The following is a 12614-nucleotide window of genomic DNA, read 5'->3' as shown; positions in this document are numbered from 1 at the left end:
CTTCATCAGTCGCGGCCACGGTGGCCGCTCTATACAGCTGGTTATCCGGCGGATGGCGGGCGTGCGAGCACGCTGCGCCTGAATCCGTATTCGCGGGGCGGAAAGGCGGAGCCCGAGCGCCGGCTGCCGGTGCCCATCGGCATGCCGCGCAGCAGCCCGTTGCCCGCACCCTGCGGGTCGGCGGCGTAGTCGACGGCGACCGCCTGGGCGGCCGATTCCTCGATCGCACCGGGAGAGCCGGCCCAGCCCTGCGGCACCGACAAGCCGCCGATCTTGGTGGCCGACGACAGGTTCGCCGCGATCCCGCCGTGGCCGACGGCACCGCTGCCGACGGCGCCCAGGTGCAGGCCGGCGAACTGCGGCGTCGCGTACCAGGCGCCCTGCGCCCCGGCCGTCGTCCCACCGGGACCGAACGTCACCTGCTGCGCGATCGAGCCGAAGAAGCTCATCAGCCCGGTGGAGAAGTACGCGAGTCCCACGGTGGTGCGCGACAACGCGGTTCGGTTGGACACGTTGAGTGCGACGAACTGCTGCACGATCCACCAGTTGTACGGGTTCAGCTGCGAGGCCAGCGCCCCGGCCGAAAGCTGTTGCAGCGCTTGGTTGATCGAGGTGAATACGGACGTGATGGAAACCGCGTCGGGGGTCAGCGCGAGCGCCGGGGTCGCCGTGGCCGAGGCCGGGGCGCCGGTGCCCGCCGGCGTGGCGATGGCCTGGCTGACCGCGGCCGCCTGGGCGGCCAACCCGCCTTGGTCGGTGGCCTGTGCCGGCTCGCCGAACGGGGTCAACTGCGTCGCGATCGCCGAGGCGGCCGCGTAGCCGTACATCGCCGTGGCGTCCTGGGCCCACATCTCGGCGTACTGCGCCTCGGTGGCCGCGATGGCCGGAAAGTTCTGTCCGAAGAAATTGGTCGCGACCAGCGTCGCCAACAACACCCGGTTCGCCACTATCACCGGTGGCGGCACCGTCAACGTAAACGCGGTTTCGAAGGCGGCGGCGGCGGCCCTGGCCTGGTTCGCGGCCTCCTCGGCGAGCGTCGCCGCGGAGCCGAGCCACGAGATGTAGGGCGCCGCGGCGGCCACCATGGCCCGCGACGCCGGGCCCAGCCACGGCGAGCCGGTCAACTCGGTGACGGTCGACGAGTAGCCGGTGGCGGCCAGACTCAACTCGGCGGCCAGGCCGTCCCAGGCCGAAGCCGCGGCCATCATCGAGCCGGAACCCGGGCCGGCATACATCCGGGCCGAGTTGATCTCTGGCGGTAGCGCGCCGAAGTCCAACACCTATGAACCACCGGGCCGAAACGACATGTTTTCTCCGCGAGTTCGGGCAAGACGACGGGAATGTTTTACGAGGCTGTTCGCTTGAGAGGAGGCTAAGGCCCGCAATCCCCGACCGGTTCCGAGCGAAGTTGGCGGCGCCCCGGACCGACGCCGGCCCGCCCGATGGCACGGGAGCCACCCGGGCCCCGGCCGGCGACCGGCCGGCTCACGAGATCACCACCCGCTAGCTGCGAAAACGTGTCAAGATTCCGCCGAACACGCCTGCGGCGGGCACGCCAAGCCGGCCCCGTTGCGGGGAGATTGGGGGGACGAAAGCGGCCTGGCCGGGTAAAAATCCGGCCGCAGATAAAGCCGCCGAAATGGGCGCCAAGGGGGCCACCGGCCAGCCGCGATCTAGGCGCGCTCGCGGGTCGACCGGTCGGGTTTTACCCCAAACGCCGTCGTGGGCGCAGGCAACTTGTGCCTGCGCCCACGACGCCAGTTGTGCTGGAAAGCCGGCTACCCGCCCAGGGGTGGCCGGGCCATGACGGTGGGACGGAACCCGTACCGCGGACCGGCGCCGTTGGCCGCACCGGAGCCCACGCCCGCCAGCGGCATGCCACCGAGCAGGTTTCCGGGTCCCCCGGCCGCCTCCGGCGCAGCGCTGATGCTGCTGACCGGAACGGCGTGGGCCACGGCCGCCGCCGGGCTGGTGGCACCCGTCCACGAGACCGGCACCGACAGCTTGCCGATCGACGTCGCGCTCCCCAAGTGCGCCGCCGCACCGGCGCCGCCGCCGAGCAGGCCGCCCAGCCCGGGCAGGCCCTTGGGCACGGCGGCGGCCGCCGCCGCCGGCCCGGTGATGGCTCCCAGGGTCTTGGCCATCTGAACACCGAAGTTGCCCATACCAACGCTGAAGTACGGCAGACCCTCGGTGTTGTAGAAGAAGCTCGCGTAGTTCGAGTAGCCACCCAACGCGGTCCCGATGTTCGACGGCAGGATCGTCTGGCCGGTCAAGAGGAACCAGACTTCGCTGATCAACGGGTTGGAGTTGGAGAACTGCGAAACAAACGAGTTCGTCGTGGCCGGTGAGCCGAGCGCGCCCAGCGCCTGCTGAATCTGGGTGAGGTAACTCTGCAGGGTCTGCTGGATCGAGGCCGCCGGTGCCGCGGATTGCGTGACGGCCGCGGCGGCCGGGTTGGCGACGGTGGGCGCGCTTTGGAACGGCGTCACCTTGGTCGCGGCCGCGGACTGGTTGGCGTAGCTGTACAACGCCGAGGCGTTCTGCGCCCAGAACTCGGCGTACTGCGCCTCCAGCTGCGCGATGATCCCGTTGTTCTGACCCAGGATGTTGGTCGCCTGGGCCTGGGTCAGCGTGGTGCGGTTGATGGCGATCGCCGGCGGGGGCACCACCGAGCCCAGCACCGTCTCGTAGGCCGCCGCGGCCGACTGGGCCTGGGCGGCCGCTTCCTCGGCCTGGCCGGCGGTCGTGGTCATCCACTGCACGTAGGGCTGCGCCGCCGCGGCCATCGAGCCCGAGGCGGGCCCAAGCCATTCCTCGCCGGCCAGCTGGGTGACGATCTGGTCGTAGCCCATGGCGGCCGAGGTCAGCTCGGCGGCGATGCCGTTCCACGCGGAGGCGGCCGCCATCAGCGACGACGAGCCCGGTCCCGCGTAGATCATCGCGGAACTGACCTCCGGAGGAAGTGCGCCAAGATCCATTGTCATGTCCTGAACCCCCTAGCCGGCCGCGGCCGCGTTGGCCGCCTCGGTCGCCGCGTACGACCCGGAGCTGATGCCCAGGGTGCTGACGAACTGCTCGTGGATGGCCGCGGCCTGAGCGCTGACGGCCTGGTACATCTGGGCGTGCGCGGCGAACTGGGCCGCGGTCAGCGCCGACACCTCATCGGCCGCGGCGGGCACCACTCCGGTCGTCGGGGCCGCCGCCGCAGCGTTCTGAGCGCTCAACGCCGAGCCGATACCCTGCAAACTGCCTGCCGCCGCCGCCAACGCCTCGGGCTGCGTAGTCACAAACGACATCTGTTTTCCTCCTCAATTTTCAGGCTCGATGACCTTCAAGGAATGCTCTTCGCTGCTGAAGTTCACTTCAGACAGGGCTTGCTAGTGAGACTAATTTGGATCCCGTCGGGTCGCGCCTCCTTAGCGCCAACTGTTCATTGGTGGACAACTGTTGTTCATTCGCCGTCTCTCGATCATCCGGCCGACGGCGGGCGGGTCAGCACGCTGTAGCGGAAGCCGTATTTGGTGGTGTAGCCGTAGCCGGCGCTGCGCCGTCCGACGGCGCCGGTCGGGATGCCGCGCAGCAGGGCGTTGCCCGGCACCGCGCTGCCCCCTGCGTTGACGGGCGTCTCTTCGGACACGGCGCTGACCAGGGTTGCTTGCGCCGCCGGGTTGGTCCAGTTCGCCGGGACCGACAGCGCCCCGATCCTGCCGGCCTCGCCGGCGCTCGCCGAGACGGCGCCGGCGGGGTGGACGCCACCCAGGCCGCCGATCCCGCCCAGGTGCAGGCCGGCGAACTGGGGCGTCGGGAACCAGGCACCGCCCGCGCCGGCCGTCGCACCACCGGGGCCGAAGGTGAGCTGCTGGCCGATCGACCAACCGAAGTTTGCGAGGCCCACCCCGAAGTACGCCTGCGCGAACTGCCGGATCTCGTTGCCCAGCGGGCTGATCCCGGAAGCGGGGAACGCCAGACCGTTCGCCCGGATCCCGAACCAGTCGTTGGTCGCGGTGGGGAGCCCATATTTGAGGAAGGACTGCAGTTGCTGCTGCAACATCGAGAACGGCCAGTTCGTGAAGGTGTAACCCGACAGCTGTTGCAGCGCGAGCCCCTGCAACACCTGAGGGATCGCCGCGATCTGATCCAGCACGGTCTGCGCCGCCGGCTGGGCGGTGGCCTGGGCGACGGCGGCGCCCTGGTTGGCCGCCGCGCTGGGGGTGCTGGTGTTCGGCGGGTCCTGGTAGGGGGTCAGCACGGTGGCGGCCGCCGACGACGCGGCGTAGCCGTACATGGCGGCCGCGTCCTGGGCCCACATCTCCATGTACTGGGCCTCGGTGGCCATGATCGCCGGCGTGTTCTGCCCGAAGAAGTTGGTCGCGACCAGCGTCGCCAGCAGCACCCGGTTGGCCACGATCACCGGCGGCGGCACCGTCATCGCGAACGCCGCCTCGAAGGCACCCGCCGCGGCGCGGGCCTGGCTGGCGCTGTCCTCGGCCAGTCCGGCGGCCGAGCTGAGCCAGCTCACGTAGGGCACCACCGCGCTGACCATCGCCGTCGACGACGGCCCGACCCAGGGCGCGCTGATCAAATCGTTGATCACCGAGTCGTAACCAGAAGCAGCCGTGCTCAGCTCCGCCGCCAGCTCGTCCCACGCCGTCGCGGCGACCATTATCGACTCGGCCCCCGGGCCCGCATACATCCGACCGGAATTGATTTCGGGCGGTAACGCTCCGAAGTCGAACACCGTGTCCTCCTCAGTTGGCCATGATCGCGGCGGCGATCATCGCGGTCAGGTACAACCCATGGTGGGCGCGGTCACGACTCTGTCGACCAGCAAACCCGTTCGACGGGATAGTCCGCGCACTGCGACGCGCGTTCCCTCTGCCCGGATAGGTGCTCCGCCACCAGGATTGCCTGGATTTCCGGTCAGGAACGACATGCACAATCCGCCTCGACTAACCCGCTGTCAGCAACCGAGCGACAGCTCTTTGGTGCCTGAACTGCCGCTCGCGAACGACATTAGCTGGTCGCACCAGGCGCGCCGACCGACGATGCCAATTGTTCATTCCCTGCCAACCAATGTTCACTCCCGGCCAGCCGCGGTTCACCAGAGACAACCGAATGTTCATGTTTCGTTTGTCTAGCGGTGGGGATTGCTGTGCCGCTAGTCCTCTTCGAGGATCAGCGCCATCTCGGGGCACGAGGCCACGCCGTCGCGGGTCACCTCTTCGTCCTCGGGCCTCACCTCGTGCTCCTCGAGGACCGAATAACCCGATTCGTCGATGGGAAACAGGTTTGGGTCGACGGCGTAGCACTGGGCATGGCCCACGCATTTGGACGTTTCGAGACGAACCTTCACAAGGTTTCCTTCTTCGTTTCCTTCGGCGGTCTTCGCGAAAACCCGGATCCGACCTGACGATCGATACGTAGATTAGCCGGTCGATAAAGTCTAGGAGACGGTCGCCGATCGGGGCCGACACGATTGGTGCGCCCCTACCCCACGTGCGATATTGGGGTGCCATCGACACGCGGCGGGGCCCGAGGCGGCACACCACCAAAATCCAACGGACAAGCGGAGATCCATGAGCACTCTCGGCGACGGCCAGCCGGGCACCTTCCACCTGCCGCGGCTGGAATACACCAAGCTACCGATGTCCGCCGACCGCGGGGTCGGATGGAAGACCCTGCGCGACGCCGGGCCGGTGGTGTTCATGAACGGCCACTACTACCTGACGCGGCGCGAAGACGTGCTCGCCGCGCTGCGCAATCCCAAGGTCTTCTCGTCGCGGCTGGCGCTGCAGCCGCCGGGCAGCCCGCTGCCGGTGGTGCCCCTGGCGTTCGACCCGCCTGAGCACACCCGCTACCGCAAGATCCTGCAGCCGTACTTCAGCCCGCAGGGGCTGGCCGCATCGCGGCCGGTGCTGCAGCGTCACGCTGCCGAGATGATCGCCGCGCTGGCCGAACAGGGAAAGTGCGACGCGATGGCGGATTTCGCGCGGCTGTATCCCTATCAGGTCTTCCTCGATCTCTACGGCCTGCCGGTCGAGGATCGGGACCGCATCATCGACTGGAAGGACTCCGTCATCGGCGAACGGCCCTACATGACGCAGGAGGACCACGAAAAGGCGCGCCTGCTGCTGGCCTATCTCACCGACGCCATCCAAAAGCGCAGGGAGAACCCGGGTTCGGACATGTTGTCCCGGATAATGACCGGCGACGGCAACTTCAGCGACCTCGAGCTGCTGGGCATGAGCCACCTGCTGATCCTCGCCGGCCTGGACACGGTGACCGCGTCCATCGGGTTCTCGCTGTACCAACTGGCGCGCAGGCCGGAGCTGCGCGCCGCGCTGCGCGACAATCCCCGCCAGATCAGGGTTTTCATCGAGGAGATCGTGCGGCTGGAGCCGTCGGCGCCGGTGGCGCCCCGGGTCACGACGGAGATCGTGAACGTGGGGGGCATGATGCTGCCCGCGGGCACGCCGGTCCGGCTGTGCATGGCCGCGGTGAACCGTGATGGCAGCGACGCGATGTCCACCGACGAGTTGTTCCTGGACGGCAAGGTGCACCGGCACTGGGGATTCGGCGGTGGACCGCACCGCTGCCTGGGCTCGCACCTGGCGCGCATCGAGCTGACCATCATCGTCGCGGAATGGCTCAAACAGATCCCCGACTTCGAACTGCCCGAGGATTACCAACCGGAGATCAAGTTCCCGTCAAAGACCTTCGCGCTCAAGACATTACCGCTGAGCTGGGGCTGAATCGCAGCCCCAGCTCAGCAGCCAGTCCTAGTAGCGGTCTACTTGCGGAACTCGGTGGCGGCCACCTGGACGAACACACCGGTGTCCTCGGCCATCAGCAGGCCTCGGCCGCGGGGCAGCGGGCCGCCCTTCATCTTGCCGCGGATGAAGCCCTCGTCGGGGTCGGCGTCCATCACCAGCAGCGGCGCGTTCGCCTGGTGCAAGGCCCGCAGCATCGGGTCGCTGCCGGCCGACGACCAGCCGCCGAACGTGCGGGTGACGATCACGTGCAGGCCCACATCGGCGGCCCGGGTCACCCAGGCGGCGGCCTTGTGCAGCGGCGAGTCGAAGCCGGCCGGCATCTGCTGGATGTCGTCGACGATGAGGAAGATCTCCGGGCCGCTCCACCAGGAGTGCGACAACAGCTCTTCCGCCGACAGGCCCGGTGGTGGTTCGCGGCTGGCCAGCAGGGCGGACATGTCGTTCATCATCGCCTGCACGCCGTCCAGGTTGTACGCGAACTTCTCCACGTACTCCGAGCCCAGCACCGTCAGCAGCTGGCGGCGCGGGTCGACCAGCCACACCTGGGCGGAGGGCCGCCCGGGCGGTGGCGGCGGCGCGGCGCTGGCGCCGGGCGCGTAGAGCCGCCCGATCTCCGACATGATCGTCGCCAGCGTCGTGGTGCGGCCACATTCGCGTCTGCCCGTCACCATCAGGTGCGCGTTCTCGGCGAAGTTCAGATAGACCGGCGCCAGGTCCAATTCCGATATCGCCCAGACGATTCCGCCGGCCCCGACACCCTGGCGGGTGTCGCGGGCGGCCAGCTCGCGGACCTGCTCGACGCCGAAGCGCGCGGGCAGGCGGCGGATCGGTGGGGCCTGTCCGCTCGCGAGGCGGCCGACCGCCTCGACGATGCTGTCGGATGCGAACACGTTGTCCGGCGTGGTGGCCAGCGCGGGCCGCGCCACCAGCGTGTGCAGACCGGCCTGCGGGTCGGCGTCGAGTCGGACGTAGTTGACGGCGACCATGCCGCGTCCCGGCTTGACCGGAACTTCCTTGGCGAACCGGGAACGCACCAGCTTCGCGTCCTCGACCGCGGCCAGGCGCAACTCGACGCGGGAACCGAAACCGCTACGCACCGGCGGCCGCAGCTCCGATTCGCGGTCCGCGGTGACGACCACGTGCACACCGAACGAGGGTCCCTGGTTGATGATCAGGTTCACCTGCTCGATCAGCACCTCGTTTTCCTCGGCCAGCGCCCGGTAGTTGTCGATCACCAGGTAGACGTCGCCGAACCCGTCGTTGGGCACCGGCCCGGCCTCGCCGCCGAACTTGCGGCGCCGGAACACCTCCATCGAGGCGATCCCGTATTCGAGGAAGCTGCGCTTGCGCTCGCGAACCAGCGCCAGCAGCTCGGCCACCGTGCGGCGCACGCCGTACGGGTCGGTCGGGCCGGCCACCTCACCCACGTGGGGCAGGCGGGCCACCGTGGTCAGCGCGGTGCCGCTGTAGGCCAGGCAGTAGAACTGGACCTGCTCGGGCGTGTGGGTCAGCGCCGCCGAGCAGATCAGCGTCTGCAGCGCCGTCGTCTTACCCGAACCGCCGGCCCCCAGGATCAGCACGTTGGCGCCGGGCCCGGAGGTGTCGACCGTCCACGGCGGCTGGTCGTGCTTGAACGGCCGGTCGATGATCCCGATCGGGAACACCAGGTTCTGCTCCGTGCCGTAATCCTGCTGCCACTGGCGGCCGATGAACCGGTTGACGAGGTCGTCGATGGCGACGGGTGAGTTGAGCGGCGGCTGCCACAACCGGTAGGGCTCGAAGTCGATCCTGCGCAGCTGATCGATGATCACCGTGCCGACCTTGGGCGTCCTGACGCCCCCGTCGTCGTCCTCGCCCTCGGCTTCGGCCACCTCGGCCGGCAGCTCACCGTTCGCGCCGTTCGCGTGGACCGACTCGATGGTCGGTCCCCCGACGCTCACCTCGAGCGGGGTGAACGAGTTGGTGAACAGTTGCGGGCGGACGTAATCGATGCTGTGCACCAACGCCGGGGCCACCTCGCCGTCGATGGTGAGTCCCGGGGCGATGTAGTCCCGCCAGAGGAACTCGGCCTGGAACCGGACGATGTCCTCCAGGCTCCGGCGGAAATAACCCAGACCGGCCTGGGCCGGCAGGTTCACCGCATTGGGTACGCCGGCCGCCTGCGCCGCGCCGGCGGTACGCGCCTTCAGCACCAACCGGTAACCCATGTTCTCCATGAGCTTTTCCGCGCGGCTCTCGATCGTCTGCGAGGCCATCATCAGGTGGATCCAGTAGGCGCGGCCCTGCCGTCCGATCGAGTCCAGAACGTCGACCGCCGTCGGCATGATGCGGAACCACTCGTAGAACTCGTCGATGACAACCACCAGCATCGGCAGCGGCGGCATGTCCTGGCCGCGGGCCCGCATCCGGGAGCGCACGCTGTTGTATTCCTTGGCGTCGTCGACCCCGGCGCTGTCGCAGATCGTCTTGCGGCGCGCGATCTCGCCCCACAGCGCATCCAGGAAGCGCTCCATCAGGGCCTGGTCCTCTTCCAGGTCGGTGATGATGCGCGACACGTGCGGCACCCCGGAGAACGGCTTTACGGCCGACCCACCCTTGAGGTCGGCCAGCACGAACTGCAGCTCCTCCGGCGGGTGCCCGAGCATCAGCGACTCGATCACGGTCCGCACCAGCGTCGACTTACCCGAACCGGTCGTGCCGGACATGACCCCGTGCGGGCCGTCGCCGCCTTCGTCCAGCGACTTCATGTCCAGGAACAGCAATTCGCCGTTGTCGGAACGATTGCCGAAGGGCGCGCGCAGGCGCGACCGGCCCATCGCGTCGGTGCGGCTGCCCCACAGCGCGTCGAAGTCGATGTCGGACGGATCGTCAATGCCGTAGTACGCCAGGACGTCCCGGGCGCCGATGTGGGCCACCCGCTGGCCGATCTCCTCGTACGCCTCGGCCAGCCGCCAGCGCGCCAGCTTCTGGGCGAACTCCTCCGACTCCTCGATGCTGAGGTGATCGGTGAGGGCGAAGAACCACGGCTTCTCGTCGATGACCATCCAGGTGTCGCGGTCGCGCGGCAGCGCCTCGATCACGCCGCGTTCGTCGAACGCCAACGTGCGCTCCGGGACGGAGGCCCACATCGACGAGCCGGTCAGGTCGAAGAACGTCACGCCGTCGATGCCCTCGGCGCTGATCACGAACTCCCACTGCGGGTCCGTGACGTCGGCGATGATCACCGTGTGCGGCGTCGGGGTCTGCGCCGACGAGCTGGCGTGCCGGGGCGTGAAAGAGCCACGGCCGGCGAACAATTCGGCCTGCTCCGCGGCGAACTCCCGCACCGAGCTGTAGACCATCCGCGCGTTGCCCGCCGCGTCATGGCGCCGCGAGTCACCGAAGTGCGGCAGCCACTTCACCCAATCCCATTGCTCCAGGTCGGAACTCACCACGACCATCTGGACGTGGTCGGGGCCGTGCGAGAACGCCAGCTGGCACACGATCGCCCGCATCAGGCCCAGCACCTGCTCGCGTTCCCCGATCAGCGAGTACCAGGGTTCGACCAGCAGGGAGATCATCTTCGGCAGGTTGTAGACGACGCTCTGGTAGCGGCCGAATTCCTGCAGCGCCTTACCGGTCACCGGCTCCAGCTCGATGTCGGTCGGCATGTTCTGGGGCTCACCCCAGGTCACCTCGGGACGCGTCATGCCCACGCCGACCCGGACGACACCGAAGTTGAGGTCCTTGCCGTCCGGCTTGCGCTCCCACATCCGCGACGAGCCCACCGCGGCGGGCAGCGTGTCGGGCGCCGGGTGGAACCAGCGGTAGTTGGCGTCCATGCTGTCGGCCGACTCGTGGGCGGTCTCGCGCAGCATGTCGAGCATCAGCATGAACTGGGCGCGCATCGCGTCCAGCTTGGGCCGGCTCATCTGCTGCTGGCCGCCGAACCGGCCGCCGAACATCATCATCGCCATGCCGCCGATCATGAAGATCGGGAAGATCGCGCCGACGCCGCCGAACACGTGCGAGCCGCTCGCGAAGGTCATGGCGACCATGCCGCCCAGCAGGCCGATCACCACGACGCCGACCACCACGATCCACCATGGCTTGCCCTCTGGCGGCGGAATGCTCAGCGGGGTCGGAAGGACGATGTTCTCCGGCTTGATGACCGGGGGCTTCTCCGGTGTCGGGCGCGCGAATCCACGTTTCATCGGGGTACCACCAACTCTGCAGGGGACATGTCCATGGGCAAGGTGTCGTGCTCCACCAAGGCGTCGGCCCGGGAGAGGGTCGGGCCCTGGGGCAGCAGCCGCAGCGCCACCCACGGCGCCAGGCTCGGCGCGGTCTTGAGGCCGAGCGCCTCGCGGGCTTCGCGGGTGTCGTCCACCCCGAACCGCGCGCCGGCGTCGGTCAGCCACCACAGCGATTCGGTGGTCTTAGCGCCGGGGTCGTTGCCGGTGACGGCCACGAAGTTGGCGTGGTCGGGCCCGAAGTACACCTGGTCGGCCTCCCGGCCGGTGGTGTCGGCCTTGACCAACGACACGACCTTGCTCATCTCCTTGGACGCGACGGGAATGGTCGACCCGGAGATGACCTGGATGCGGGCCCGGTTCTCACCGGACGTCTTCTGCCACCACCAGCAGGTCGCCGGGTTCTCCCGGATGTCCATCACGTTCAGCGGGTTGTCGGGGTACGACGACAGGTCCAGCTTGTTGACCACCGGCATCTTCGCCAGCGCCGACGGTTCCACCGTCACCGGCTTGTTGTTGCCGGGGCCGCCGGCGTTCTGCAGGATCTGCGCCACCAACGGCGGCAGCGTCTGCACACCATCGGCCAACACCAACGAATACTGTTGCGGCCCACTGATTTGCGGGGTGACGATCACCGTGCCCACCGGGCCGGGCGCCCCCGCGAACGTCGCCGGGGTGCCCGCGTTGGGAATCTCGGGCACCGTCAGCTCGGGCCCCACCGGCAGCGCGTCATACAGGGCGCGGCTCATCGGCTTGGCCATGCTGACCTGCTCGGGCGTCAGGCCCAGCGGCAGCAACACCGAGCGGTTCATCGCGTCGATCTTCGACCGGCGGCCCTGCCGGACCACCCACGCGTCGTCGCCGTAGCGGAGCACCACGGCGTCCGAGCCGTTCAGGACCTGCCGGTGGCCGCTGAGGTCAGGGGTCCCGTCGATGACCGTCACGGTCACGCCGGACGGCGCCCCGACCCCGGTCGAGCCGGCCACCGTGTCGCACACCAGCCACGACGACGCCGTCGGCGTCTTGGGGGCGAAATTCGACGGCGCACCCGGGATGCCGACCAGGGGCCCGCGCGGCAGGTTCGCGATCTGGCTTCCCCGAACCAGGTGCGGGTTGTCCGGCCGCCCGGTGATCAGCCGCGCCGACGCCAGGTTCAGCGCCGGGTACAACTTGTCACCGACGCGGACGTAGAGGGCGCCGGAGTCGCGGTCGGCGATGATCGGCGACTCGTTGATCTGGCCGGACGGGCTGATGAACGACCACAGCAAGGCGCCCAGGCAGATCACCAGCCCGGCGGAGACCGAGGCGACCAGGGCCAGCGTCTGGCGCCGCCCCGGCTCGATCTCCATGCGGACCCGCCAGCGGGTCAGCGCCATCGCGGTTCGGCGAGCCAGGAACTGGTAGCCGGTTACCTGGGTGCGGGTCGACAACCCGAGGCCGTACCCCGACCCCCGCTGCCCGCGACTCTCTTCCGCCACGTTAATTCACCATCCGGTCTGCTAGAACGCCTGGATATTGTCCTTGAAAAATATCCGGGCGCGAATTACTTCGACAACCGTAAGGGACCCGCACGGACCTCGCCACGCGTTGCCGTGCGCGTTCACTT

General features: G+C 68.7%; 8 protein-coding genes. 1 reads left to right on the top strand and 7 read right to left on the bottom strand.

What is annotated here, in order from left to right:
- Positions 1 to 41: 41 nt before the first annotated feature.
- From AC5Y7V_RS12560 to fdxE, 5 genes are all read right to left on the bottom strand, one after another.
- On the bottom strand, positions 42 to 1280 hold the full coding sequence (locus tag AC5Y7V_RS12560; protein ID WP_499880364.1) for a PPE family protein: 1239 nt from the start codon (positions 1278 to 1280) through the stop codon (positions 42 to 44).
- Between the two features lie 498 nt (positions 1281 to 1778).
- Positions 1779 to 2987 carry a PPE family protein gene (locus AC5Y7V_RS12555; protein ID WP_499880363.1) on the bottom strand — a complete coding sequence of 403 codons (1209 nt, stop codon included), beginning with the start codon at positions 2985 to 2987 and terminating at the stop codon, positions 1779 to 1781.
- A 12-nt stretch (positions 2988 to 2999) separates the two neighbouring features.
- The gene (locus AC5Y7V_RS12550; RefSeq protein ID WP_066912455.1) at positions 3000 to 3299 is read right to left on the bottom strand and encodes a PE family protein; all 300 of its coding nucleotides are present in this window, start codon (positions 3297 to 3299) and stop codon (positions 3000 to 3002) included.
- A 173-nt stretch (positions 3300 to 3472) separates the two neighbouring features.
- Complete coding sequence (locus tag AC5Y7V_RS12545; protein ID WP_499880362.1) at positions 3473 to 4741, bottom strand: PPE family protein; 1269 nt, start codon at positions 4739 to 4741, stop codon at positions 3473 to 3475.
- 420 nt (positions 4742 to 5161) lie between these two features.
- Entirely contained in the window at positions 5162 to 5356 is a 195-nt protein-coding gene (gene fdxE, locus AC5Y7V_RS12540) for a ferredoxin FdxE (protein WP_499880361.1), read from the bottom strand.
- A 223-nt stretch (positions 5357 to 5579) separates the two neighbouring features.
- On the opposite strand from fdxE, the gene AC5Y7V_RS12535 reads away from it, so the two are divergent.
- Positions 5580 to 6755 carry a cytochrome P450 gene (locus AC5Y7V_RS12535; RefSeq protein ID WP_499880360.1) on the top strand — a complete coding sequence of 392 codons (1176 nt, stop codon included), beginning with the start codon at positions 5580 to 5582 and terminating at the stop codon, positions 6753 to 6755.
- 38 nt (positions 6756 to 6793) lie between these two features.
- On the opposite strand, the gene eccCa is transcribed toward AC5Y7V_RS12535, so the two are convergent.
- Positions 6794 to 10969 (bottom strand): type VII secretion protein EccCa, encoded by a 4176-nt coding sequence (gene eccCa, locus AC5Y7V_RS12530; RefSeq protein WP_499880359.1) that lies wholly within the window; start codon positions 10967 to 10969, stop codon positions 6794 to 6796.
- Complete coding sequence (gene eccB, locus AC5Y7V_RS12525; RefSeq protein WP_499880358.1) at positions 10966 to 12486, bottom strand: type VII secretion protein EccB; 1521 nt, start codon at positions 12484 to 12486, stop codon at positions 10966 to 10968. Before eccB ends, eccCa begins: the two co-directional genes overlap by 4 nt.
- Positions 12487 to 12614: the final 128 nt, after the last annotated feature.

This window comes from Mycobacterium sp. NGS34 (assembly GCF_059812845.1).
Note: the sequence above shows the minus strand (reverse complement) of the source record. Positions and strands in the feature narration are given on the sequence as shown.